Below are 23,493 nucleotides of genomic sequence, written 5' to 3' on the forward strand. Positions count from 1 at the left end.
CTCCCCGCCGTCTCCTCCCCCCTGAGACCCTTGACGTCCGGCGAGGTCCCACCCCCCCAAAAAAGTGGACATCGCTCCGGGCGAGGGACGAGATGCAACCCCCCTGCATCTCGCCCCTCGCCCGTTTTCATGCCCGGGGTCGAGACGGCCCCCGCACCGTGCAGGTCGTCGTGACTCCTGTGAGGAAGTCTGGGCGAAACCTTCGACGATTCTTAAAACTTTGTTCAAGCGGCGGCAAACATTGTCCCGCCTCTCTGGTGCGACACCTCGCAACCGACAAGTGTGACGAATCGGTCATCCGACCGCCCTCGGGGGCACCTCGGTAGCCAGGAGAACGCCTTGAAGAAGAGCTTCGTCACGACGACGGTCGCCACCGCAGCGATCGCCGCCACCGCGCTTGCGACGATCGCCACGAGCGGTGCGCAGGCAGCCACCCAGTCCGCCTCGGGAGCCGGCAGCGACCGGGCCGGCGCGGCGATCGCAGCCGCGAGGGCCCACGGTGCGGCCTTCGGCTTCGACCAGGACCAGAGCCTCACGACCCGCAGCGTCGCCACGGACCAGGACGGCACGACGCACGTGCGCCTGGACCGCACGTTCAAGGGCCTGCCCGTCGTGGGTGGGGACCTCGTCGTCCACACCGACAAGGCAGGCGCCTGGAAGGGCGTCAACGCCGCCTCCACCTCGGTCCGCGTCGCCTCGACGACACCGACCGTGGCTCCCGCGGCGGCTGCCTCCACCGCGGCACGCAGTGTCGACTTCACCGTCAGCACGAGCAGGCCCACCCTCGCCGTCTACGCGATGGACGGACCTGCGCGCCTCGTCTGGAAGACGCAGGTCGACGGTGTCGGCGCCCACGGCGAGCCCGCCGGCACGGCGGTCTTCGTCGACGCCCGTTCGGGTGCCGTCGTCGACCACTGGGCGACCGAGATCAACGACGCAGGGACGGGCAACAGCCTCTACCTGGGCACCGTCACCCTGCAGACCACGCCGTCCGGCGGTCAGTGGCAGCTCGTCGACGGCACCCGCGGCGGGGCCCGCACCGAGGACGGCAACAACGGCTCGACCTCGTCGACCACCGGGACGCTCTTCACGGACGCCGACAACGCGTGGGGCACCGGCTCGAACAGCAACCGCCAGACGGCCGCCGTGGACGCCGACTTCGGCGTGGGCGCGACGTGGGACTTCTACAAGAACACCTTCGGCCGCAACGGGATCAAGAACGACGGCAAGGGCGCGCGCAGCCTCGTGCACGTCGGCACGAACTGGGTCAACGCCTCGTGGAGCGACACGTGCTTCTGCATGCGCTACGGCGACGGTGACGGCGTCAGCTACGGCCCGCTCGTCTCGCTCGACGTCGCCGGCCACGAGATGACCCACGGCGTCACCTCCGCCACGGCCGGCCTGGCCTACCGCCGCGAGTCCGGTGGTCTCAACGAGTCGACCTCCGACGTCATGGGCACGATGGTCGAGTTCACGGCCGCCACGGCAGGCGACCCCGGCGACTACCTCATCGGTGAGCGCTTCGCCCTCGGCAACGCCAAGCCGCTGCGCTACATGGACCAGCCGAGCAAGGACGGCGCGTCGGCGAACTGCTGGAGCAAGAGCGTCGGCACGCTCGACGTCCACTACTCCTCGGGCGTCGGCAACCACCTCTTCTACCTGCTGTCCGAGGGCAGCGGTGCGAAGACGCTCAACGGCGTCAGCTACAACAGCCCGACGTGCAACGGCTCCACGGTCACCGGAATCGGTCGCGACGCGGCCGCCAGGATCTGGTACCGCGCCCTGACGACGTACTGGACCTCGTCGACGAGCTACGCCGGTGCCCGCGCCGGCATGCTCTCGGCCGCGACCGATCTCTACGGCGCCGGCAGCGCGCAGTACGCCGCGACCGCGACGGCCTGGTCCGCCGTCGGCGTCAACTGACGAGGACCGCTCACGACCTGCCGGGCTCAGCCCACGGCGGACGAGGAGGCCCCGACCACGGACGTGGTCGGGGCCTTCCCCGTCGAGGGAGTGTCCCGGAGGTCAGTGGCCGACGAGGGTGCGGACCCGCTCTGCGCCCACGGCGAGGAGCAGGGTCGGCAGGCGCGGGCCGGTGTCCTTGCCGACGAGCAGCCGGTAGACGAGCACGAAGAACGCGCGCTGGGCCGCCGACAGCTCCGGGTCCTTGACCTTGGCCTCGGGGTCGATGCCGCGCTGGACCTTGGGCACGCCGTAGACGAGGTGCGTCAGGCCGTCGAGCGACCAGTGCCGCTCGAGGCCGTCGACGAGCAGGCGCAGCGACTCCTGCTGCTGCTCGTCGAGGCTGCCGAGCAGCTCCGCGTCGGGCTCCGTGCGCACGACGGTGCGGTCCTCGGCCGGCACGTAGCCGAGCATCCAGCGCTCGGCGCAGTCGAGGCGCGGGCGCAGGTCGTCGGTCGAGCCGACCGGGTTGTCGGGCTCGAGCTCGCTGAGGATGCGGACCGCCTGCTCCTCGTCGCCCTGCGTGACGTCGATGACCGAGGCGATGGTGCGGAACGGCATCGGGCGCCGCGTGGTGGGCAGCGGACCGGACGCCGTCGACGTGGCACGCAGGTGCGCCGCGAGGTCACCGGCCTGGGCAGAGCCGTCGGCGACCTTGCGGTTCAAGGCATCCCACTCGTCGTAGAGGCGCTGCAGCTCGGGGCCGAAGGCCACGTCGAAGCTCTGGTTCGGCCGGCGGCGGGCGTAGAGCCAGCGCAGCACCGGCGCCTCCATGACCTCGAGCGCGTCGGTCGGGATCGGCACACCGCCCTTGCTCGAGCTCATCTTCGCCATGCCGGCGATCCCGACGAAGGCATACATCGGGCCGACGGGCCGCTCCCAGCCGAAGATCGGGGCGAGGTCCTTGCCGACGACGAAGCTGCTGCCCGGGCTCTGGTGGTCGACGCCGGAGGGCTCGAACATCACGTGCTCGTGCCCCCAGCGCATCGGCCAGTCGACCTTCCACACGAGCTTGCCGTTGGTGAAGGTGTCGAGGTCGACGGTCTCGCTGTGACCGCACCGCGTGCAGTCGTAGGTCAGCTCGTGGCTGTCGTCGTCGTAGGCCGTGACGGTCGTGAAGTCGGTGCCGCACGAGCTGCAGAACGGCTTGAACGGGTAGTAGCCCGCCTTGCCCTCGCTGCCGTCGTCCTCGGACGCGGCGCCCGACCCGCGCTCAGCCTCGGTCGCGGCGGCAGCCTGCTCGTCCGTGAGCTTGGACGCCTTCTGCTGCTGCTGCTGGCTGCCCTTGCCCTTGCCGGTCGACTTCTGGCGCGCCGCCTCGACGGCCTCGAGCGTGCGGTACTGGTCGAGCACCTTGTCGATGGCGAAGCGCTCACGCATCGCGAGCAGCACCTGGTCGCGGTAGACGCCCGCGCGGTACTGCTCGGTCTGGCTGATCTGGCGAACCTCGATGCCGGTGGCCTCCATGGCCTCGATGAGCGGCGCCTTGAAGTGGTCGGCCCAGCTCGTGTGCGCCGACCCGGCGGGCGGCGGTACCGCGGTCAACGGCATACCGATGTACTGCTCCCACGAGTCGTCCACTCCCGCAAGGTTCTTCGGCACCCGACGGAAACGGTCGAAGTCATCCCAGCTGAGGATGTGCTCGCAGTCGATGCCGCGCCGCTTGATCTCGTCGGCGACGAGGTGCGGCGTGATGAGCTCGCGGAAGTTGCCGAGGTGGATCGGGCCGGACGGACTGATGCCCGACGCGCAGACGATCGTCTCGCCGGGGTTGCGCTCCTGCGCCTCGGCGATCACGTCGTCGGCGAGACGCGTGACCCAGTCGAGCGGGGTGACCTCTTCAGTCATGGGTTTCCTTCAGCTACAGATGCTTTCGTATGCCGTGTGCTGGCGTGACACGGAACGCGTCAGTGGGCGACGGCGGGCTTCAGCGGGAACCGCTCGATGATCTCGTCACGTCCCGGACCGACCCCGATGGCCGAGACCCGGGCGCCGATGAGCTCCTCGACCCGGAGCACGTAGGCCTGCGCGTTGGGCGGCAGGTCCTCGAAGGTGCGGCAGGCGGTGATGTCCTCCCACCAGCCGTCGAGCTCCTCGTAGATCGGGGTCGCGTGGTGGAAGTCGGTCTGGTTGACCGGCATCTCGTCGTGGCGCACGCCGCCCACGTCGTAGGCGACACACACCGGGACCTTGTCGAGGCCCGTGAGGACGTCGAGCTTGGTGATGACGAAGTCGGTGACGCCGTTGATGCGGGTCGCGTAGCGGCCGACGACGGTGTCCATCCAGCCGCAGCGGCGGGGGCGGCCGGTCGTCGTGCCGTACTCGGCGCCAGTCTTGCGCAGGAACTCGCCCTTGTCGTCGTGCAGCTCGGTCGGGAACGGGCCCTCGCCGACACGGGTCGTGTAGGCCTTGAGGATCGCGATGACCGAGTCGATGCGCGTCGGCGGCACGCCCGAGCCGGTGCAGGCCCCGGCGGAGACCGCGTTGCTCGACGTCACGTAGGGGTAGGTGCCGTGGTCGACGTCGAGCAGGGTTGCCTGCCCGGCCTCGAAGAGCACCGTCTCGCCCCGGTCGAGGGCCTGGCTCAGCACGAGGCTGGTGTCGGCGACCATGGGAGCGAGGCGGGCGGCATACGCCAGCAGCTCCTCGACGACGTCGTCGACCTCGGCGCCGCGGGTGTTGTAGACCTTGGCCAGCAGCTGGTTCTTCAGCTCGAGGGCAGCCTCGACCTTCTGGCGCAGGATCCCCTCGTCGTACAGGTCCTGGATGCGGATGCCGACGCGGTTCATCTTGTCGGCGTAGGTCGGGCCGATGCCGCGGCCGGTCGTGCCGATGCGGCGCTTGCCGAGGAAGCGCTCGGTCACCTTGTCGATGGTGCGGTTGTAGCTCGGGATGACGTGGGCGTTGGCGCTGACGAGCAGCTTGCTCGTGTCGACGCCGCGCGCCTCGAGCCCGTCGAGCTCCTCGAAGAGGACCGAGAGGTCGATGACGACGCCGTTGCCGATGACGGGGACGCAGTTGGGGCTGAGGATGCCGGAGGGCAGCAGGTGCAGCGCGTACTTCTCGCGCTTGCCGTCCTTCTCGATGACGACGGTGTGGCCGGCGTTGTTGCCGCCGTTGAACTTGACGACGTAGTCGACGCTGCTGCCGAGCAGGTCGGTCGCCTTGCCCTTGCCCTCGTCGCCCCACTGCGCTCCGACGAGCACGATTGCCGGCATCGGTCTGCCTTCCGGTTGTGGTCAAAGCCAACCGCAAGGTTATCGGTTCGAGACCGGTGCCCCCGACGGCGTCCCACCCGAGCCGTCGGACTGCGAGCAGCGCCGCTCGCGCTCAGCAGCGCCTGAGTGCTGCGGCGCCGCTAAGCCGGACCGGCGTCGCCGAGCCGGACCGGCGTCGGTGAGCCGGACCGGCGTCGGTCAGTGCGCGCCCAGCCACTCCTCGAGGTACTCGGCGACGCCGTCCTCGCGGTGGTGTCCGGTGACGACGGTCGCGGCATCGAGCGCCGGCTCGACCGCGTTGGAGACGGCGACCGCGGTGCCGGCCACGGCGAAGGCCGAGACGTCGTTGTGGTTGTCGCCGAAGAACACGGTGTCGGCGACATCGATGCCGAGCTCACCGGCCAGGGCGCGCAGCCCGTCACCCTTGGAGCAGGCCGCGTTGGCGATCTCGAGGTAGGTCGCCTTCGACCGGTACGTCACGAGGCCGGGCCGCCCGGCGAGCGCGGCCTCGAGCTCGTCGACGAGCTCGGGGTCGCCCATCGCCATGACCTTGTGCGGCGGGTGCGTGTCGACGAGGCCACCGGCCACGTAGTCGTGCGCGGACCCGTCGCTCGGGTCGACGGCCGTGATCGTGGCCTCGCGCTCGGTCCACTGGTCCGGGCCCCAGGCGTACCAGTCGTCACCGGCGAAGAAGCTCGCGTGGAGTCCGAGCCGCGAGCACACGGCATACGCCTCCCGTGCGTCCTCGGAGGTGATCGGCACGTCCGTGACGACGGACCGGTCGGCGCGCAGGACGAGACCGCCGTTGTAGGCGATGAGCGGGGTCGGCTCGACACCGCACAGCCGCTCGAGGCCCTCCAGGGACGCCGGCATGCGCGAGCTGCAGAGCACGAAGGTGTGCCCGGCCTCCCGCACCGCCCGGATGGCGGCGACGGTGCGGGAAGACAGCGTGCGTCGGTGGTCGAGCAGCGTGCCGTCGACGTCGGAGCAGAAGAGCGTCATGCGGTGGGGCGGCCGTGCCTCAGAGACCGAGCTCGCGCGCGCCCTCGGCCGAGCTGTCGCGGAGGAACTTCGTGCAGCGGGCCTCCTCGTCGCTCTCGCCGATGGCACGGGCGGCGCGGGCGAGCGCCGCGAGCGCCCGCAGGAAGCCGCGGTTGGGCTCGTGCGACCACGGCACGGGGCCCTGCCCGCGCCAGCCGGACTTGCGCAGCGAGTCGAGTGCCCGGTGGTAGCCGGTGCGGGCGTACGCGTAGGCCTCGACGTCGCGGTCACCGTCGGCGAGCGCGTCCTCGGCGAGCACCGCCCACGCGAGCGAGCTGGCCGGGAAGGCGGCGGCCACCTGCACGGGGTCGACGCCGGCGTCGAGCTTCTCGGCGGCCGGGTCGACGGCGAGACGCGTCTCGGGGATGCCCAGGAGGTTGTCGCTCACGAGTGGGTGCCTGCCGAGCGCAGCGCGGTGCAGGCCTCGACGATGCGCACCGCCATGGCCTCCTCGGCCGCCTTGCCCCAGGCGCGCGGGTCGTACTGCTTCTTGTTGCCGACCTCGCCGTCGACCTTGAGGACGCCCGCGTAGCCGGAGATCATCCAGTCGGCGATGCGGCGGGTGAAGGCGTACTGCGTGTCGGTGTCGACGTTCATCTTGACGACGCCGTTGTCGACGGCGGCCGAGATCTCCTCGGGCAGCGAGCCGGAGCCGCCGTGGAAGACGAGGTCGAACGGGCGCGCATCGCCCGTCAGACCGAGCTCCTTGGCGGCGGCCTGCTGGGCCTGCAGGAGGATCTCGGGGCGCAGCTTGACGTTGCCCGGCTTGTAGACACCGTGCACGTTGCCGAAGGTCAGGGCCGTCAGGTACCGACCGTTCTCGCCCGCGCCGAGCGCCTTGATCGTGGCGATGGCGTCCTCGGGCGTGGAGTAGAGCTTCTCGTCGATGGCGCCCTCGACGCCGTCCTCCTCGCCGCCGACCACACCGACCTCGATCTCGAGGATGACATCGGCAGCCTTGGCGAGGGCGAGCAGCTCCTGCGCGATCTGGAGGTTCTCCTCGAGCGGCACGGCCGAGCCGTCCCACATGTGCGACTGGAACCACGGCGTGCCGCCGGCCTTGACCCGCTCGGTGCTGGCCGCGAGGAGCGGTCGCACGAAGGTGTCGAGCTTGTCCTTGGGGCAGTGGTCGGTGTGCAGCGCGATGTTGACGGGGTAGTTCTTGGCCACCTCGTGCGCGTACGCGGCGAACGCCAGCGAACCGCTCACCATGTTCTTGATGCTCGGGCCGGAGAGGTAGTCGGCCCCACCCGTCGAGACCTGGATGATGCCGTCGGAGCCGGCGTCGGCGAAGCCCTTGAGCGCGGCGTTCAGCGTCTGCGAGCTCGAGACGTTGATGGCGGGGTACGCGAAGGAGCCGGCCTTCGCGCGGTCGAGCATGTCGGCATACACCTCGGGGGTGGCGATGGGCATTGCTACTCCTGCGTCTCGTGTGCGGCTTTGAGGATCCGTCCGAAATCCTGCCACGTATGCCGTCGCGTGCCCACGGGTGCCCACCCATCGGTGAGCGCCCGCTCAGAGCAGGCGCGCGACGAGGACTGCGAGGGCCCGCTGCTGCTCCCCCTGCTGCCACCCGCTCCCGTCGAGGGAGACCCACACGAGGTGGGTGCCGCGGCGGAGCAGGACGACCTCGGCCGACCCGGCGCCGTACTCGGAACGGACGGTCCCGACGAGGGCACCGACACCGGCGACGGTGCTCGGCACCCCCTTCGCGCAGGCCGTGAACGCAGTGTGGAGGTAGTCGACGAGACCTCCCGGGTCGCCTGCGACGAGGTCGACGAGGCTGTAGGTGACGGCCTTCGTCCCGGCGGAGCTCTCGGGCGGGGCCTGGTTGCCTGCCTGCTTCGGCATCGTGAGGAGGTAGCCCTCGACGAGGCGGCGCGCCCCGCTCGCCGGGATGAACGCGTCGGGGGGCAGGTCGGTCCACGGCACGAGGCCGTCGCAGTGCGGCCGGGACGGCAGCTCGCCGGGACACCGGGCCCGGTCGGTGGCGTCGGGACCCGGCACGACCTCCTTCGGGGCGGAGAACGCGCTCGTCTCGGCACCGGGGAAGACCGCGCCGAGGGGCACTCGTCCCTTGCCGGTGAGCGGACGCGTCGTGGTGCACTGCGGGGCCGCCTCGATGGGGGTCATCGCCGGGTCGGGCCCGGCGGCGGACGGGATCGAGCCCGTGTCGGCCGACGCGGACGCCGTGGCTCCTCCCACGACCGGGCCGGTGCTCCCGGAGGTGCACGCGCCGAGCACCGAGGCGGCCACCGCCACGGCCGCCACGACGGCGCGCGGCCGCGACCCTCTCGACCCCCGCGAACCCCGCGACCCCCGCGTCATCACCGTCGCCTGCGTCCTCGCGTCACGTCAGGAGTGTCTCAGAGGGTCAGGTGGCGGGGTCGAAGACGTACGGCGTCGTCGTCGCGACGCGGTGCAGGCCGAGCCGGCGCAGGATCGGCTCGGAGTCGGGCGAGGCGTCGACCCGGACGTAGTCCTTGCCGCGGTCGAGTCCGAGCCGCGCGCGGTGGAGCAGGGTCGCGCGGTAGAGGCCCCGACCGCGCCACTCCGGCAGCGTGGAACCGCCCCAGAGACCGGTGAACCCGCTGGTGTCGTACTCCGCGCGAGCAGCGCAGAGCACCGGTCCCTCGCGCGTCTCCTCGACCACGACGACGTCCATCGAGGACGGCTCGGCGAGCCAGCGCGGGAGGAGCGAGTCGACGACCCAGCCCTGGGACTCGCCCCAGACGGCCTGGAGCATCGCGGCCATCCGCTCGAAGTCCTCCTCGGAGTCGGCGGCGCGCACGACGACCCCCTCGGGCAGGTGGAGGTCCTGGGACGCGAGGGGCGCGGCCTCACCGAGGATGAGCGCCTCGTCGTCCTCCTTGACGAAGCCGGCGTGAACGAGTCGCTCACCGAGGTCGGCGGGCTCGTCGTAGTCGTAGGTCTTCCACTCGACGCGCAGACCGCGCTCGGCGAAGAAGTCGCGCTGCCGCGCGATGACTCCGTCCCATTCGTCCGGGTCCGGGCCGAGGCCGTCAGGACTCTCGATCATGTTCCAGTGGCCACCGTCGATCTCGTACTCGCGGCGCACCAGCCCGTCGAGCTCGATGGGCCGTTGCGCCGTCCCGACACCGATCGGCGCGCGTGTCTCGTCATGGAAGACGCGGAGGAGCTCGTCGGGGGTGAGGGGCGGGCGATCGCTCTGGAACGAAGAGGGGTTCACAGGCACCAGCCAAGCATGGTCGAATCCGTCTCGTCATGCCTGTTTCCCCGCTCTCGCCCCGCGCCGCCGCCGCTCTCGCCGACGCCCGTCCCGTGCCGTTCTGGACCGACCGTCCCGAGCGACCCGATCCCCGGGCGCCCCTGACGGGACCCGCGCCTCGCACCGACCTGCTCGTCGTGGGTGGCGGGTTCACCGGACTCTGGACCGCGATCCAGGCCAAGGAGGCCGATCCCTCGCGCGACGTCGTCGTCATCGAGGCCGGCCGCCTGGCCGATGGCGCCTCCGGCCGCAACGGTGGCTTCATGGCGCCGTCCCTGACGCACGGGCTCGCCCAGGGCGTGGGGTGCTGGCCCGACGAGATGGGGACACTCGACCGGCTCGCGACGGAGAACTTCGCGGGCATCCAGAGGTCGCTGACGGCATACGGCATCGACGCGGACCTCCACGTGCCCGGCGAGCTGACGCTGGCGCTGACCGAGCACCAGATCCCTGCTGTCCGTGAGTCGTTCGAGCTGCACCGCCAGCACGGTGTGCCGGTCGAGCTGCTCGACGCCGAGCAGGCACGGGCCCGTGTCGACTCGCCCCGCTACCTCGCCGGGATGTACGACCCGGAGGTCGCGCTCGTCGACCCGGCACGCCTCGTCTGGGGTCTGGCCCGGGCAGCCGAGTCACTCGGCGTCAGGCTCCACGAGCACACGCGCGCAACGGGATTCGACACCGAGGGCGACGGCGTCCGGGTGACGGTGGACGCTGGCTCGATCCACGCCCGGCGCGTCGTCCTCGGCACCAACGCGTCGCAGGGCGTGCTGCGGCGTCTCAGCGCGTGGGTGCTGCCGGTCTACGACCACGTGCTCATGACCGAACCACTGACTCCCGCGCAGCTCGATGCGATCGGGTGGCGTGGTCGTGAGGGCCTGACCGACGCGGGCAACCAGTTCCACTACTACCGGAGGACGCTCGACGACCGGGTGCTGTTCGGCGGCTACGACGCGAACTACCACTTCCCGGGCCGCATCGACCCCGCGCTCGAGCAGTCGGACGCGTCGCACGGACTGCTCGCCGACCACTTCCTCGGCATCTTCCCGCAGCTCGAGGGCACCCGGTTCACCCACCGCTGGGCCGGCGTCATCGACACGACCTCACGCTTCACGCCGGTGTTCGGCACCGCTCTCGGCGGACGGATGGCGTATGCCGTGGGCTACACGGGGCTGGGCGTCGCGTCGACCCGCTTCGGCGCGGCCGTCGCACTCGACCTCGTGGACGGCAAGGACACCGAGCGCACCCGGCTCGGCATGGTGCGGCACAAGCCGATCCCCTTCCCTCCCGAGCCGATCCGGTATGCCGCCGTGCGGGCCACGCGGTCCTCGCTCGCCGCCGAGGACCGCACGGGACGTCGGAACCTGTGGCTCAGGGCGCTCGACCGCATCGGCGTCGGCTTCGACTCCTGACGCGCTTGGCCACGTCGGGAATCGGGCACTCGGCGGGGAGAGGGTGCGGTCAGACGACGACGAGGTCGGTGGGGCGGGTGTTGAAGCGCTCGACGCCGTCGTCGGTCACGGCGACGATGTCCTCGATGCGGGCGCCCCAGCGGCCGGTGAGGTAGACGCCCGGCTCGATGCTGAACGTCATGCCCGTCTCGACCGGCAGGTCGTTGCCCGCCACGATGTAGGGCTCCTCGTGGCCGTCGAGCCCGATGCCGTGGCCGGTGCGGTGGATGAAGTGCTCGGCCAGGCCGGCCTCGGCGAGGACGTCGCGCGCCGCCCGGTCGATGGCTTCGCAGGTGACCCCGGGTCGCACCGACTCGACGGATGCCTGCTGCGCCGCCTGGAGCGCGGCGTACGCGGAGGCCACGTCGGGCTCGCGAGGCGACCCGACGGCATACGTCCTCGTGCTGTCGGAGCCGTAGCCCGACGGCAAGGGGCCGCCGATGTCGACGACGACGACGTCGCCATCCTCGATGACGCGGTCGCTGACGGAGTGGTGCGGGCTCGCACCGTTCGGGCCGGACCCCACGATGACGAACTCCGCTGTCTCGTGGCCTTCCTCGACGATCGCGAGGGCGATGTCGGCCGCCACGTCGGCCTCGGTGCGACCTGCCCGGAGCCACTCGCCCACGCGGGCGTGCACCCGGTCGATGGCGGCACCCGCCGCACGCAGCTCGGCGAGCTCTGTCGCGTCCTTGCGCATCCGCAGCTCGCGCAGCACCGGCCCGGCGAGCTGCTGGTCGGTGGCCCCGGCGTCACGCAGCCGCAGCAGGTGCAGCGCCGGCATCATGTCGGAGACCGCCACACGGCCACCGGGCATCCCGCCGAGTGCCAGGGCGTACGGGTCCTCACCGTCGACCCAGGTGCGCACCTCGACACCGAGCTCGCCCAGCGGCACGTGGCCCAGGCCGGCGTACTCCAGCGCGGGCGAGACGAACACCGGCGCGACCGCCCCGTCCGTCGGCACGACGAGCGCCGTGAGCCGCTCGAACGACGACCCGACGACCCCGGTGAGGTAGCGCAGGTCCGAGCCGGGCGAGACGAGCGTCGCCGCGACACCTGCGTCGGCCGCGTGCCGGCGCAACCGGTCCAGACGGGACCGCATCGTCGCGACGTCGAGGACGGAGGAGGTGACACCCATGGCCCGACCGTACCGCCGCGCCTGCAGCCCGCGCCTACGGGTGCGGCTGCGCCGCAAGGCGTTCGCCCTCGACGGTGACGTGCCGATAGGGCGAGCACCACAGGACCACCGCCGACACCACGAGCCCGACGACCCCCGCCGCGATCGCCACGCGGTTGCCCCACGTGGCTGCCACCCAGCCGCCGAGCGGCGCCGCGACCGCGATGGAGCCCCAGTTGAACGACCGGATCGTGGCATTCATGCGCCCGCGGAGCCGGTCGGGTGTCACCAGGTTGCGATAGCTCATCTCGAGCGGGCCCTTGAGCCCCATCGCCAGCCCGAAGAGCGCGTTGGCCACGAGCGGACACACGACGGCGAACGGCCCCGGCTGCGCGAGCAGGAGGAGGGCGTATGCCGCGGGGCTGAGCCACTCGCTCGCCGTGATCACCCGGCCGGTGCCGAAGCGCAGCCCGAGCCGCGGGGCGAGGCCGGCGCCGACGACGCCCGTCACGCCGGTCGCGGCGAGGACGAGGCCGACCGCGATCGCGTCGAGCTGCAGCTCGGTCGTCGCGAAGTAGACGAGCACCGTGGTCACCATGGCGTTGGCGAAGAACCACAGGTGCAGGGCCACGGCGTAGGGGCGGAGCGTCGCGTGGCGGTAGACCCAGGCCGCTCCCTCCCGCAGCTCGGTCCAGAGGTGTCGCTCGACGGCGGGCTCGGGACGCTCCTCCTCGACGCGGACGGTCGTGAGCACGACCGCCGACACGGCATACGACATCGCGTCCACGAGGACGGCCACCGGCGCCGAGAGGAGGCGCACCAGCGCACCGCCGACGAGCGGGCCGAGGGACTGGGTCGCCGAGTAGGTCTGGGAGAGGCGGGCGTTCGCCGAGGCCAGCCCCGCGCTCGGCACGATCGTCGGGAGCAGCGACAGGTGCGCCGCGCTGAAGAACATCGATGCCGAGCCGGCGCAGAAGACGAGCACGGCCAGCAGCGGCACGGTCAGGTGCCCGGTCAGCGCGAGCACCCCGACCGCGCCCAGCAGCAGGGCGCACAGCAGGTCGGCCGCGACGAGGAGCGGACGCCGCTGCACCCGGTCCACGACGACCCCGGCGAGCAGGCCGAAGAGGAGGTAGGGCAGCCACTGTGCGGCCCGCACGATCCCGAGGGCCGTCTGGTCGGCGTGCAGCGTCTCGATGAGGAGCAGCTGCAGGGCGAGGGCCGAGACGAAGGTGCCGAGGTTCGAGATGGCGTCGGCCACCCAGTAACGGACGAAAGCCCCGGACCGGGACGTATCGACCACGGGACCGGACACGCTCGCCCCCTCCTTACGTGCTGCCGACGAATCCTTGACACCACCCTGTCGAGTTCTGACCTGAACGTCGAACCGAGCGCCACGTTCTGCCCTACCGTGGTGCTGACGTTCGGAGGGCTCCGGGCGACGACCAGCGACCGGATGCTCCCCCGGTCGCGCCGAGCAGGCCCCGGCAACCGGATGCGTCGGGGCCTGCTCGATGCCCTGGTGCGGCTCGGTCAGGCCGGCAGCGGCGTGCGCGAGCCGGACGGCACGGGCTGCGGAGGCGGCGGGCCGACGTAGCGCGCTGCGGGCCGGATGATCTTCGGGTCGCGGCTCTGCTCGAGGACGTTCGCGGTCCAGCCGACCACACGGGCGACGCAGAACGTCGGCGTGAACATCGACGGGTCGAGCCCGGCGAGCTTCATGACGACGCCCGCGTAGAACTCGACGTTGGCGTGCAGCTCACGACCCGGCTTGAGGTCGGCCAGGGCCTTTTCGATGGCGTCCTCGACGCCGACCGCGAGGTCGACGAGCGGGTCGTCCCAGCCGCGGGCGATCACCTTGAGCATCTCGGAGCGTGGGTCCCGGGTGCGGTAGACGGCGTGGCCGAAGCCCATGATCCGGTCACCCGACCCGATGCGCTCGCGCACCCAGCCGTCGGCCCGGTCCAGCGTGCCGATCTCGTCGAGGGCCTCGAGCGCCCGACTCGGCGCACCGCCGTGCTTGGGGCCCGAGAAGGAGCCGATGGCCCCGACGAGGCACGCCGCGAGGTCGGCGCCGGTGCTCGCGATGACCCTGGCCGTAAACGTCGAGGCGTTGAAACCGTGGTCCATCGTGGCGACGAGGTACTGCTCGACGGCCCGGGCGTCACGGGCCGCGGGGAGCCGTCCGGTCACCATGCGCAGGTAGTCCTCGGCGTGACCGAGGGTCGGGTCGGCGGGGATGGGCTCGAGGCCCTGGTGCAGGCGATGGGCGGCGGCGAGGATCGTCGGCGTGATGGCGACCGACGCCAGGGCCGCAGCACTCTTCTCGTCCTCGTCGCAGTCGTAGAGGGGTCGGATGCCGGCGATGCCTCCCCAGGCGGACAGCGCGGTCCGCAGCACCTGGAGCGAGTCGGTCGTGGTCGCGCAGATGGCGGGAAGCAGGTCCGCGAGCCCGGGCGGAAGGACGCGCAGGCGCCCGGCCGCCGCGGAGAACGTCGCGAGCTCGTCGTCGTCGGGGAGGTGGCCGTGGAACAGCAGGTACCAGGCCTGCTCGAAGCCGACCTGCTCGGCCAGCTCGACGGCGGAGTACTGCCGGTAGTGGAAGAAGCCCTCGTCCCCGCGGACGTCGCCGAGCTCGGTGTCGGTGACGACGACCTTGGCCAGGCCCTTCGGGACGGTGATGAAACCGGTGGCATTGGTGGACATGGGGTGCTCCTTTCGGGTTCACTCGTCACTCTCAGCGATGTTGATCAACATCGTCAATGTTGATCGCGTCAACGGTTGAGCCGATCAACACCGATCACCCGCTCAGCCGATCAGCACGGAGGTGGCATGGCGGCGACGACCGGCTCGTGGATCACGACGACCGAGGCTGCGCAGCGGCTCGGCGTCAAGCGGGCGACGCTCTACGCGTACGTCAGCCGGGGGCTGCTCCGCAGCGAGCGCCGCCCGGGCCAGCAGGAGAGCCTCTTCGACCGGGGCCAGATCGACGCCATGGCATCAGCGACCCGGCCGCCGGGTGGCCCCCAGCCGGTGCTCCGCTTCCGGAGCATCGCGACGTCGGTCAGCAGCCAGGTCGAGGGAGAGCTCCACTACCGGGGCCGCCCCCTGCACGACGTCGTGGCCCTGGGGTCGTTCGAGGAGGCGGCCGCGGTCGTGCTCGGCACCGCTGTGCTGCCCTCGGACTCGGGGACGAGCACCGTCGAGGGTGCCGGGGGCATCGGGGGCGCCGGGGGCGCCGCTGGCGTCCGGGGCTTCGGGGGCGTCGCCGACCTCTCGGCCCTGCCACTCGAACGCCGGATGCCGGTCGCCGTGCAGCTGCTGGCGGCCGCCGACCCGTTCGCCTCCGACACCGACCCGGAGCGGGTCCGCGCCGCCGCCGTGCCAACCCTCCGCGCCGCGGTGGGCCTGGCTGCAGGCTTTGCCCTCGCACCGGCCAAAGGCCTCCGGTCCGGTGACCTTTCCGGCGACCGAGCCCCGGTCGGGGCGCTGAGCCCGGATCTGCCGCCGGACCTGGCGGCGCTCACGCTGGCGGCACTGGGCGGGTCGCCGTCGTCACCCGGAGACGTCGCAGCGCTCCGAGTCCTGCTCGTCGCCCTGCTCGACCACGGCCTGACGGCCTCGACGGTCGCGGCCCGGGTGACGGCGTCCACCCGGGCCGGCCTCCACGACTGCCTCTCGGCCGCGTATGCCGCCATGGCCGGACCCCTCCACGGCGCCGCGCCGGTGGCCGCCCACGCCCTGCTCACCGACGGTGTCGACCCCGCGACCCTCGTGGCCCGCTCCCTGCGCGAGCGCGGCGGGGTCGCAGGCTTCGGACACTTCCTCTACCCCGACGGTGACCCGCGGGCCGACGTCGTCCTGGAGTCCCTGTGGCGCCGCCGCGGCACGACGCGGTTGCGGCGTCGGGTCGAGGCTCTCGCAGCGCTCGTCGCCGAGCGCACCGGAGCCCTGCCCAACATCGACCTCGCGAGCGCAGCGGTCCTGCACGCGCTGCGCCTTCCGGCGGAGTCCGGCGAGGTCGTCTTCCAGGTGGCCCGGTCGGTGGGCGTGGCCGCGCACGTCGCCGAGGAGTACGCCGAGGAGCCGTTGCGTTGGAGAGGCCGGGACCCGCAGGGCTGAGCTAGACCTGCTGGGGCCCGGTCTGGTGAACGGCTTGGTGGACCGGCTGGTGGACCGCCTGGTCGAAGACGTGCCGACGCACCCAGGCATGCATCGCGACCGCGGCGGCAGCGCCGGCGTTGATCGAGCGCGTCGACCCGAACTGCTCGATGTGCAGCACCGCCGCGCACTCGGCCCGCATCGGCTCCGACAGCCCGGGGCCCTCCTGCCCGAAGACGAGGACGCACCGCCGTGGCAGGTCGAAGGTCTCGAGGGCCACCGAGCCCGGCAGGTTGTCGATGCCGAGCAGCACGAGTCCCTCGGCACGCGCCCACTCGGCCAGCGAGGCGGCATCCTGGTGGTGGTGCTCGTGCTGGTAGCGGTCGGTGACCATGGCCCCGCGGCGGTTCCACCGGCGCCTGCCGACGATGTGGAAGGCCTGGGCGCCCATGGCGTTGGCCGTGCGGATCACCGAGCCGATGTTGAAGTCGTGGCCCCAGTTCTCGACGGCGACGTGGAAGTCGTGGCGCGTCGTGTCGAGGTCGGCGACGATCGCCTCGTGCCGCCAGTAGCGGTAGGCGTCGACGACGTTGCGCCGGTCACCGTGCTCGAGCAGCTGGGGGTCCCAGTGGTCCCCGGCGGGCCACGGCCCCTCCCACGGGCCCACGCCCACCTCTGCTTCCACGCACCGAGTCTACGGAGGTCCAGGCAGGTCCACGGAGCGGCTTCGGGGGTCCCACGCAGGCAGGATCCAGCAGCAGGACCGCACTCCCGCCGTCGCGCCGGCAGGGCGGGGGATCCTCAGGCGGCGGACAGCGCGGATTCAGGTGTTCCCGGGCACACGGCATACCCTGTGACGCATGCACGTACTCGCCGCCCTGCCGGCCCTCGCTCCGGCCCTCGGCCCGAAGTGGATGGACCCCCAGCACCTACTTGACCAGTACCAGGGGGCGTTCTTCGTCATCGCCCTGGTCATCGTCTTCGTCGAGTGCGGTCTGCTCTTCCCGATCCTGCCCGGCGACTCGCTGCTCTTCGCGGTCGGCCTCTTCATCGCCACGGGCCAGCTCGACCTCAACCTCGGCGTGGCCATGGCGGCACTGGTCGTCGCTGCCTTCCTCGGCAACGTCGTCGGCTACGAGATCGGCCGGGCGGTCGGCAAGCCGCTCTACAAACGGCAGGGCCGGTTCATCAACAGCGCCAACTTCGACAAGACCAACACGTTCTTCGACAAGTACGGCAACCGCGCGCTCGTGCTCGGACGCTTCGTGCCGATCGTGCGCACGTTCATCACCGTCGTGGCCGGCATCGGCCGGATGCACCGTCAGCGCTTCTTCGGGTGGAGCGCCGTGGGCGCCGTGGCCTGGGTCGTCGGCGTGACCCTGCTCGGCTACTTCCTCGGTCAGGCCTTCCCCGGCCTGACGAAGAACATCGAGTACGCCATCCTCCTCGTCGTGCTCGTCTCGCTGCTGCCGATGGTCTACGAGGTCGTCAAGCACCGCCGAGAGGCCAAGGCGATCGCCGCGGAGACTCCCGAGGCTGCGGGCGACATCGGCGACCACGTCACCGGGTCCGATCGCGCTTCCTGAGCGGATCCTTCGGGCGATGACCTGACGCACGTCCCTCTCCGGAGCACACTGGTGGGTGCAGGGGTGATGGGAGGGCGCCATGACCGCCACCGAGACCCAGCAGGCCGGCCCGGGCCTGGGCGAGACCTACCGCCGCAGCGTGCAGTGGTGGGCGCAGCAGGCCGCTGCCGTCGCGGACGACCAGTGGAAGCTGCCGACCCCGTGCAGCGACTGGTCGGTGCGTGACCTCGTCAACCACGTCGTCGGCGAGGACCTCTGGACCTCGCCCCTGATGCGCGGTCGCACCATCGCCGACGTCGGGTCCCGCCTCGACGGCGACCTCCTCGGCGAGGACCCGCGCGGCGCCGCGGCGTCGGCCGCGACCGAGGCCCTAGGAGTCGTCGAGGAGACGCTCCCCGCGCACGGCACGGTGCAGCTGTCCTACGGCGAGGAGTCGATGGACGAGTACGTCCGCCAGCTCGTCGCCGACCACCTCGTGCACGGCTGGGACCTCGCCGTCGCGACCGGCCGCGACCGCGTGCTGGACCCCGGACTCGTCGCCGACGTGGCGGCGTGGTTCGACGGCACGGAGGACGCCTACCGCTCCGGCGGCGCCGTCGGACCGCGCATGCCGTCCGGTGGCGACCCGCAGGGCGACCTCCTCGCGCGCTTCGGCCGGGACGCCACCTGGGGCCCGGCCCACGCGGGGTTCACCGCGTTCATCGCCGCCTTCGGGCGCGGCGACGTGGACGCGATCATGGCGCTGATGACCGACGACTGCGTGTTCGAGGCCACGGGACCCGCGCCGGACGGGCTGCGGCACGAGGGCGCTGCAGACGTGCGGTCCGTGTGGGAGTCGCTCTTCACCGAGACGGGCAGCCCCGCCTTCACGGCGGAGGAGTCGTTCGTGGCGGGCGACCGCGGGGTGCTGCGCTGGCGCTTCGACTGGGTGGCCCCCGACGGGTCCCCGGGGCACGTGCGCGGCGTCGACGTCGTGCGCCTGCGCGACGGGAAGGTCTGCGAGAAGCTCTCCTACGTCAAGGGCTGAGCGCTCAGCCGGTGCAGCAGTCGCATCCCGGGCCGCACGACGTGCAGGACGTGGACGGGTCGCGCCCGCCGGCCGGAGCTTCCGGGCGCAGGGCGGTGGGGGCGCAGCAGGTGTCACCCCGCCAGGCGTCCAGACCCTCACGCGCGGCGATGCCGGCGATGCCCAGGGCCGCGACCGGGTCGGCCCACGACCATCCGAACCAGGCGTTCGCGGCCAGACCGAGCAGGAGGACCGCCGACAGGTAGGTGCACAGCAACGTCTGCTTCGAGTCGGCGACCGCAGAGGCCGAGCCCAGCTCGCGCCCGGCACGCCGCTGCCCCCAGGACAGCCCCGGCATGACGGCCAGGCTGACCGCGGCCAGCACCAGGCCCACCGTGGAGTGCTGCGCCTCGCCGGCACCGGCCAGGCTGCGCACGGCGTCGACCGTCACGACCGCGGCCAGGGCGAAGAAGGAGCAGGCGATGGCCCGCAGCGCCGTCTTCTCCCGAGCCTCCGGGTCCCTGCCCGCGAACTGCCACGCGACGACAGCCGCAGACGACACCTCGATCACCGAGTCGAGCCCGAAGCCCAGCAGCGCCGAGGAGGAGGCCGCCGCCCCCGCCGACAGGGCGATGACGGCCTCGAGCACGTTGTAGGTGATGGTCGCGGCGACGAACAGCCTCACGCGCCGCGACAGGACGGCCCGGCGAGCCGGCGTCGGGCCCAGCGACAGGGCCGTCACGGCCGCACCTCTTCGGGCCGGTCGACGGCCGTGGCGAGGCCGCCGGAGCAGTCCGGGTCGACCACCAGCACCAGCTCGATGAGATCCCCGAGCGCGTGGCCGATTCGCACGTCGGTCAGCTCGTACAGCGCTCGCCGGCCCTCGGGCCGGGCGACGACGAGTCCACACCCGCGCAGGCAGGCCAGGTGGTTCGACAGTGACTGCCGGGAGACACCCAGCGCGTCGGCGAGCTCGGCCGGGTAGGCCGGGGCGTTCCGCAACGTCAGCAGGATCTGCGCCCTCGTGGGGTCGGACAGGGCGTGTCCGAACCGTGCCAGCGCGTCCGTCGGCGTCGCCGTGATCATGGGGTCGATCATACAGTGATCGATGTATTCACCAAGGCCTGAACTCAGGTATCCAGGCCCACGCGACAGCACGCCCCGAGCGGCTGCTCGAGGCGTGCTGCGTGCTGTTCTGCCGGACCGTCAGGCGTTGGGCGTGCCCTGACCGGGCGCCGAGTCCGACGTCGGGTCGGGCTGCGCTGCCCCGGGAGCCTGGGCCTGCGGCAGGGCGCCCGGCGCCGCGCCGGGCTGCGTCGACGGACCGCCGACGGCGCCCGGCTGGGTCGACGGCGCGACCGCCGGGGAGCCCGAGCCCCCCACGGCGTTGTCGCCTCCGAAGGAGACGTTGGGGACGACGGCCTCGGTGGCCGGGGCCTCGAAGTACTCGGCCCGCCTGACCCCGGCGATGTTGGCGACGACGTTCGAGGGCACCGACTCGACCTTGGTGTTGAGCTCACGCACGAGCGCGTTGTAGTAGCGGCGCGAGCTCGCGATGCGGTCCTCGGTGCTCGTCAGCTCCTGCTGGAGGGCGAGGAAGTTCTGGTTGGCCTTGAGGTCGGGGTAGGCCTCGGCGACGGCCATGAGGCGACCGAGCGCCTGGCTCAGCTGACCCTCGGCCTGCGCCGCGGCGGCCGGTGTCGACGCCCCGGACATGGCCGCGGACCGGGCCTGCATGACCTCCTCGAGGGTGCCGCGCTCGTGGGCGGCATACCCCTTGACCGTCTCGACGAGGTTGGGGATGAGGTCGTGGCGGCGCTTCAGCTCGACGTCGATCTGGCGCCAGCCCTCCTCGACCTTGTTGCGCAGGCCGATGAGGCCGTTGTACATGACGACACCCACGACGGCGAGGAGCACGACGAGGCCGAGCAGGATCCAGACGATGATCATGGGTACTCCCGAGAATCAGGGCGGTCAGTGTGCCGATCCTAGTGCTGCGACAGCGCCTGCGGACCGGGCCGCCGGTGCGACGACGACCGGCCGCCCCAGGTTCCTGTCGGTGCCGGGTCCTACCGTGGACGCATGACGACGCTCCGGTTCACCGCCGACCTCTGGCGGTGGGAGGCACAGACCGGATGGTTCTTCGTGACCGTCGCGCCCGACGCGTCGGCGCGCATCCGGGAGGTGCCCCGCGCGCCTCGCGGCTTCGGTTCGGTGCGCGTGCGGGCGACGGTCGGGGCGACGTCGTGGACGACGTCGGTCTTCCCCGACGCACGGCGAGGCGCCTACGTGCTGCCCGTCAAGAGGGCGGTCCGGCAGGCGGAGGATCTCGACGAGGGCGACCCTGCCGACGTCGTCCTCGAGGTGCTGGAGTGAGCGCCTCGGACGGGCCGGACCGCCCAGGCGGCCCGGCGCGCAACCGCGTCGCCCCCTTCGGCGACGTCGTCGCGGCGAGCGGGCGCGGCACCTTCATGGGCAACCGCGGACGCCTGCACGACGGTGCCGGCACCCGGGACGTCCGGCGCCACCACGCGGGCCGCGCCTGGATCACGTGCCTGCTCGACTTCCGCGGTCGGCGCGTGCGCCAGTGGGACCCGGGCCACTACACACCGCTCTTCTTCCTCGACGAGGCCGTCGCGCTCGCAGCCGGTCACCGACCGTGCGCCGAGTGCCGGCGCGCGGACTTCACCCACTTCCGCGACCTCGTCGCCTCCGAGCACCGCACGAGCCACCTGCCGGCGCCCGGGCTCGACCGGCTGCTGCACGATGAGCGCTGGGACGCGAGACGACGCACCCGTCGGCTGCACGCCTACGCCTGGGGCGAGCTCCCCGATGGCGCCTTCGTGCTGCTCGGGTCCGGCCCCGCCGTCGTCACCGACACCGGCCTGGTGCCGTGGCAGCCGGACAACACGTATGCCGTGTCGCCCCTCGCGCGCCCCGGCACCGGCACGGCGACCGTGATCACGCCACCGTCGGCGGTCGCGGCCCTGCGCGCCGGCTACCCCGTGCGCATCGGCCGCCCTGCGGGCGCGGCTCAGGCGAGCCCGAGCTCCTCGAGCGAGAAGGCGTAGCGGTACTCGACCCCGGCCTCGGCGGTGATCCTGTCGCCGGCGCCGGTGGCGCGGTCCGCGATCGTCGCGACGGCGACCACCTCGGCGCCGTCCTCGCGGGCCGCCTCGACAGCCGCGAGCGGGGACGCGCCGGTCGTCGTCGTGTCCTCGACGACGAGCACCTGACGCCCCTTGATGGATGGACCCTCGATGCGCTGCTGGAGGCCGTGCGCCTTGCCTGCCTTGCGCACGACGAAGGCGTCGAGGCGCTCGCCCGCGGCCGCGGCGGCGTGGAGCATCGAGGTCGCGACGGGGTCGGCGCCGAGCGTCAGGCCACCGACCGCGTCATACGTCAGGTCCTTGGTCAGCTCGCGCATGACGATGCCGACGAGCGGGGCGGCCTCGCCGTCGAGGGAGATGCGGCGCAGGTCGACGTAGTAGTCGGCCTCCTTGCCGGAGCTGAGGGTCACGCGACCGTGCACGATGGCGCGGCTCCGGATGATCTCGAGCAGGCGGGCACGGGCAGCGGCTACGTCAGTGGCGGTCACGAGGCTCCATCGTACGGGCCCTCGGTCGGGTGCCCCGCCGGCGTTCACGGCGGCGAGGCACCCGACATGGTGAGGTCGATCTCAGGTTTGCGTCAGGCCTGCGTCACGCCAGGGTCGCCGCGTCGATGACGAAGCGGTAGCGCACGTCCGAGGCGAGCACGCGCTCGTAGGCCTCGTTGACCTGGTCGGCCTTGATGACCTCGACCTCGGCGCCGATGTGGTGCTCGGCGCAGAAGTCGAGCATCTCCTGGGTCAGGGCGATGCCGCCGATCATCGAGCCGGCGAAGGAGCGTCGCGCCCCGATGAGCGAGAAGACGTTGACGCTGAGCGGCTCGGCCGGGGCACCGACGTTGACGAGGGTGCCGTCGACGGCGAGGAGGCCGAGGTAGGCGTCCAGGTCGATCTTGGCGCTGACCGTGTTGACGATGAGGTCGAAGCGCCCGGCGAGCTGTTCGAACGTCGTCGGGTCGGACGTCGCGAAGTAGTCGTCGGCGCCGAGGCGCAGCCCGTCCTCCTGCTTCTTCAGCGACTGCGACAGCACGGTCACCTCCGCGCCCAGCGCGTGCGCGATCTTGACGGCCATGTGGCCGAGTCCGCCGAGGCCGACGATCGCGACCTTGACGCCCGGGCCGGCACCCCACTTGCGCAGCGGCGCATAGGTCGTGATCCCCGCGCACAGCAGCGGTGCAGCGGAGGCGGGGTCGATGCCGTCCGGGACGGTGAGCACGTAGTCCGCGTCGACGACGACGTGGGTCGAGTAGCCACCCTGGGTCGTCGTGCCGTCGCGGTCGGTGGCGGCGTAGGTGCCGACCATGCCCTCGAGGCAGTACTGCTCGTCGCCGTTGCGGCAGTTGGTGCACTCTCCGCACGAGTTGACCATGCAGCCGACCCCGACCCGGTCACCGACCGAGTGGCGGGTGACGTCGGCGCCGACCTCGGTGACCCGGCCGACGATCTCGTGGCCCGGGACGACCGGGAACGGCTGCGGTCCCCAGTCACCGTTGACGGTGTGGATGTCGGAGTGGCAGATGCCGGCGAACTCGATCTCGATGAGGACGTCGTTGGCACCGACCGGGCGGCGCTCGATGGTGACGGGTGCCAGCGGTTCTCCGGCGGCGGGGGCGGCGTAGGCGTTGACGCGCATGGGATTTCTCCTTGGGTTCGAT

23 protein-coding genes are annotated in these 23,493 nt (G+C 71.9%); 7 read left to right on the forward strand and 16 right to left on the reverse strand.

Features of this window, described 5'->3' with window-relative positions; all coding sequences use genetic code 11:
• The first annotated feature begins 339 nt into the window (after positions 1–339).
• On the forward strand, positions 340–1,923 hold the full coding sequence (locus ABD831_RS02215) for a M4 family metallopeptidase (protein ID WP_344940877.1): 1,584 nt from the start codon (positions 340–342) through the stop codon (positions 1,921–1,923).
• A gap of 102 nt (positions 1,924–2,025) precedes the next feature.
• Here ABD831_RS02215 and lysS read toward each other — a convergent pair whose 3' ends face one another.
• From lysS to ABD831_RS02250, 7 genes are all read right to left on the reverse strand, one after another.
• Positions 2,026–3,810: a lysine--tRNA ligase gene (gene lysS, locus ABD831_RS02220; RefSeq protein ID WP_344940880.1), complete on the reverse strand. Its 1,785-nt coding sequence runs from the start codon at positions 3,808–3,810 to the stop codon at positions 2,026–2,028.
• Positions 3,811–3,869: 59 nt separating this feature from the next.
• Positions 3,870–5,180, reverse strand: coding sequence for an adenylosuccinate synthase (locus ABD831_RS02225; protein ID WP_344940883.1), 1,311 nt, complete (start codon positions 5,178–5,180; stop codon positions 3,870–3,872).
• A gap of 198 nt (positions 5,181–5,378) precedes the next feature.
• Positions 5,379–6,182, reverse strand: coding sequence for a Cof-type HAD-IIB family hydrolase (locus tag ABD831_RS02230; protein ID WP_344940886.1), 804 nt, complete (start codon positions 6,180–6,182; stop codon positions 5,379–5,381).
• 19 nt (positions 6,183–6,201) lie between these two features.
• Positions 6,202–6,609 (reverse strand): DUF3151 domain-containing protein, encoded by a 408-nt coding sequence (locus ABD831_RS02235; protein WP_344940889.1) that lies wholly within the window; start codon positions 6,607–6,609, stop codon positions 6,202–6,204.
• Positions 6,606–7,634 (reverse strand): class II fructose-bisphosphate aldolase, encoded by a 1,029-nt coding sequence (gene fbaA / locus ABD831_RS02240; RefSeq protein ID WP_142176518.1) that lies wholly within the window; start codon positions 7,632–7,634, stop codon positions 6,606–6,608. Before fbaA ends, ABD831_RS02235 begins: the two co-directional genes overlap by 4 nt.
• Positions 7,635–7,736: 102 nt before the next feature.
• A complete protein-coding gene (locus ABD831_RS02245; protein WP_344940893.1) occupies positions 7,737–8,549 on the reverse strand; it encodes a hypothetical protein in 813 nt (270 codons plus the stop codon).
• 46 nt (positions 8,550–8,595) lie between these two features.
• Complete coding sequence (locus ABD831_RS02250) at positions 8,596–9,432, reverse strand: GNAT family N-acetyltransferase (RefSeq protein ID WP_344940896.1); 837 nt, start codon at positions 9,430–9,432, stop codon at positions 8,596–8,598.
• A 35-nt stretch (positions 9,433–9,467) separates the two neighbouring features.
• Between ABD831_RS02250 and ABD831_RS02255 the strand changes: the two genes are divergently transcribed.
• Entirely contained in the window at positions 9,468–10,880 is a 1,413-nt protein-coding gene (locus ABD831_RS02255) for an NAD(P)/FAD-dependent oxidoreductase (RefSeq protein WP_344940899.1), read from the forward strand.
• Between the two features lie 49 nt (positions 10,881–10,929).
• Here ABD831_RS02255 and ABD831_RS02260 read toward each other — a convergent pair whose 3' ends face one another.
• From ABD831_RS02260 to ABD831_RS02270, 3 genes are all read right to left on the reverse strand, one after another.
• The gene (locus ABD831_RS02260) at positions 10,930–12,057 is read right to left on the reverse strand and encodes a M24 family metallopeptidase (protein ID WP_344940902.1); all 1,128 of its coding nucleotides are present in this window, start codon (positions 12,055–12,057) and stop codon (positions 10,930–10,932) included.
• A gap of 34 nt (positions 12,058–12,091) precedes the next feature.
• Entirely contained in the window at positions 12,092–13,351 is a 1,260-nt protein-coding gene (locus ABD831_RS02265) for an MFS transporter (protein ID WP_344940905.1), read from the reverse strand.
• Positions 13,352–13,569: 218 nt separating this feature from the next.
• Complete coding sequence (locus tag ABD831_RS02270; RefSeq protein WP_344940908.1) at positions 13,570–14,742, reverse strand: citrate/2-methylcitrate synthase; 1,173 nt, start codon at positions 14,740–14,742, stop codon at positions 13,570–13,572.
• 126 nt (positions 14,743–14,868) lie between these two features.
• Between ABD831_RS02270 and ABD831_RS02275 the strand changes: the two genes are divergently transcribed.
• Entirely contained in the window at positions 14,869–16,158 is a 1,290-nt protein-coding gene (locus ABD831_RS02275) for a citrate/2-methylcitrate synthase (protein ID WP_344940911.1), read from the forward strand.
• 1 nt (position 16,159) lies between these two features.
• Here ABD831_RS02275 and ABD831_RS02280 read toward each other — a convergent pair whose 3' ends face one another.
• The gene (locus ABD831_RS02280) at positions 16,160–16,822 is read right to left on the reverse strand and encodes a TrmH family RNA methyltransferase (protein WP_344940915.1); all 663 of its coding nucleotides are present in this window, start codon (positions 16,820–16,822) and stop codon (positions 16,160–16,162) included.
• 175 nt (positions 16,823–16,997) lie between these two features.
• On the opposite strand from ABD831_RS02280, the gene ABD831_RS02285 reads away from it, so the two are divergent.
• Entirely contained in the window at positions 16,998–17,723 is a 726-nt protein-coding gene (locus ABD831_RS02285) for a DedA family protein (protein ID WP_344940918.1), read from the forward strand.
• 79 nt (positions 17,724–17,802) lie between these two features.
• Positions 17,803–18,750, forward strand: a complete 948-nt coding sequence (locus ABD831_RS02290) for a TIGR03086 family metal-binding protein (protein WP_344940921.1) — start codon at positions 17,803–17,805, stop codon at positions 18,748–18,750.
• Between the two features lie 4 nt (positions 18,751–18,754).
• Here ABD831_RS02290 and ABD831_RS02295 read toward each other — a convergent pair whose 3' ends face one another.
• The 3 genes from ABD831_RS02295 to ABD831_RS02305 form a co-directional block, all read right to left on the reverse strand.
• The gene (locus tag ABD831_RS02295; protein ID WP_344940925.1) at positions 18,755–19,471 is read right to left on the reverse strand and encodes a cation efflux transmembrane domain-containing protein; all 717 of its coding nucleotides are present in this window, start codon (positions 19,469–19,471) and stop codon (positions 18,755–18,757) included.
• Positions 19,468–19,815 carry an ArsR/SmtB family transcription factor gene (locus ABD831_RS02300; RefSeq protein ID WP_344940928.1) on the reverse strand — a complete coding sequence of 116 codons (348 nt, stop codon included), beginning with the start codon at positions 19,813–19,815 and terminating at the stop codon, positions 19,468–19,470. The genes ABD831_RS02295 and ABD831_RS02300 overlap by 4 nt, the downstream gene beginning before the upstream one ends.
• A gap of 120 nt (positions 19,816–19,935) precedes the next feature.
• Complete coding sequence (locus tag ABD831_RS02305) at positions 19,936–20,679, reverse strand: LemA family protein (RefSeq protein ID WP_344940931.1); 744 nt, start codon at positions 20,677–20,679, stop codon at positions 19,936–19,938.
• A 132-nt stretch (positions 20,680–20,811) separates the two neighbouring features.
• Between ABD831_RS02305 and ABD831_RS02310 the strand changes: the two genes are divergently transcribed.
• Both ABD831_RS02310 and ABD831_RS02315 read left to right on the forward strand, forming a co-directional pair.
• Positions 20,812–21,105 (forward strand): DUF1905 domain-containing protein, encoded by a 294-nt coding sequence (locus ABD831_RS02310; protein ID WP_142176491.1) that lies wholly within the window; start codon positions 20,812–20,814, stop codon positions 21,103–21,105.
• On the forward strand, positions 21,102–21,800 hold the full coding sequence (locus tag ABD831_RS02315) for a hypothetical protein (protein ID WP_344940935.1): 699 nt from the start codon (positions 21,102–21,104) through the stop codon (positions 21,798–21,800). Before ABD831_RS02310 ends, ABD831_RS02315 begins: the two co-directional genes overlap by 4 nt.
• Here ABD831_RS02315 and pyrE read toward each other — a convergent pair.
• Complete coding sequence (gene pyrE, locus ABD831_RS02320; RefSeq protein WP_344940938.1) at positions 21,764–22,327, reverse strand: orotate phosphoribosyltransferase; 564 nt, start codon at positions 22,325–22,327, stop codon at positions 21,764–21,766. The two genes, ABD831_RS02315 and pyrE, sit on opposite strands and share 37 nt — an antisense overlap.
• A gap of 103 nt (positions 22,328–22,430) precedes the next feature.
• Positions 22,431–23,471 (reverse strand): NAD(P)-dependent alcohol dehydrogenase, encoded by a 1,041-nt coding sequence (locus tag ABD831_RS02325; protein WP_344940941.1) that lies wholly within the window; start codon positions 23,469–23,471, stop codon positions 22,431–22,433.
• Positions 23,472–23,493 lie beyond the last annotated feature (22 nt).

The organism is Terrabacter ginsenosidimutans, assembly GCF_039539425.1.
In the GTDB taxonomy this organism is placed as follows: Bacteria; Actinomycetota; Actinomycetes; order Actinomycetales; family Dermatophilaceae; genus Terrabacter; species Terrabacter ginsenosidimutans.

Excerpts from the sequence above, each read along its gene's own strand:
- lysS (WP_344940880.1), bottom strand. The coding sequence starts at position 3,810 with ATGACTGAAGAGGTCACCCCGCTCGACTGGGTCACGCGTCTCGCCGAC.
- ABD831_RS02225 (WP_344940883.1), bottom strand. The coding sequence starts at position 5,180 with ATGCCGGCAATCGTGCTCGTCGGAGCGCAGTGGGGCGACGAGGGCAAG.
- ABD831_RS02230 (WP_344940886.1), bottom strand. The coding sequence starts at position 6,182 with ATGACGCTCTTCTGCTCCGACGTCGACGGCACGCTGCTCGACCACCGA.
- fbaA (WP_142176518.1), bottom strand. The coding sequence starts at position 7,634 with ATGCCCATCGCCACCCCCGAGGTGTATGCCGACATGCTCGACCGCGCG.
- ABD831_RS02245 (WP_344940893.1), bottom strand. The coding sequence starts at position 8,549 with ATGACGCGGGGGTCGCGGGGTTCGCGGGGGTCGAGAGGGTCGCGGCCG.
- ABD831_RS02255 (WP_344940899.1), top strand. The coding sequence starts at position 9,468 with ATGCCTGTTTCCCCGCTCTCGCCCCGCGCCGCCGCCGCTCTCGCCGAC.
- ABD831_RS02260 (WP_344940902.1), bottom strand. The coding sequence starts at position 12,057 with ATGGGTGTCACCTCCTCCGTCCTCGACGTCGCGACGATGCGGTCCCGT.
- ABD831_RS02270 (WP_344940908.1), bottom strand. The coding sequence starts at position 14,742 with ATGTCCACCAATGCCACCGGTTTCATCACCGTCCCGAAGGGCCTGGCC.
- ABD831_RS02275 (WP_344940911.1), top strand. The coding sequence starts at position 14,869 with ATGGCGGCGACGACCGGCTCGTGGATCACGACGACCGAGGCTGCGCAG.
- ABD831_RS02285 (WP_344940918.1), top strand. The coding sequence starts at position 16,998 with ATGCACGTACTCGCCGCCCTGCCGGCCCTCGCTCCGGCCCTCGGCCCG.
- ABD831_RS02290 (WP_344940921.1), top strand. The coding sequence starts at position 17,803 with ATGACCGCCACCGAGACCCAGCAGGCCGGCCCGGGCCTGGGCGAGACC.
- ABD831_RS02300 (WP_344940928.1), bottom strand. The coding sequence starts at position 19,815 with ATGATCACGGCGACGCCGACGGACGCGCTGGCACGGTTCGGACACGCC.
- ABD831_RS02305 (WP_344940931.1), bottom strand. The coding sequence starts at position 20,679 with ATGATCATCGTCTGGATCCTGCTCGGCCTCGTCGTGCTCCTCGCCGTC.
- ABD831_RS02310 (WP_142176491.1), top strand. The coding sequence starts at position 20,812 with ATGACGACGCTCCGGTTCACCGCCGACCTCTGGCGGTGGGAGGCACAG.
- ABD831_RS02325 (WP_344940941.1), bottom strand. The coding sequence starts at position 23,471 with ATGCGCGTCAACGCCTACGCCGCCCCCGCCGCCGGAGAACCGCTGGCA.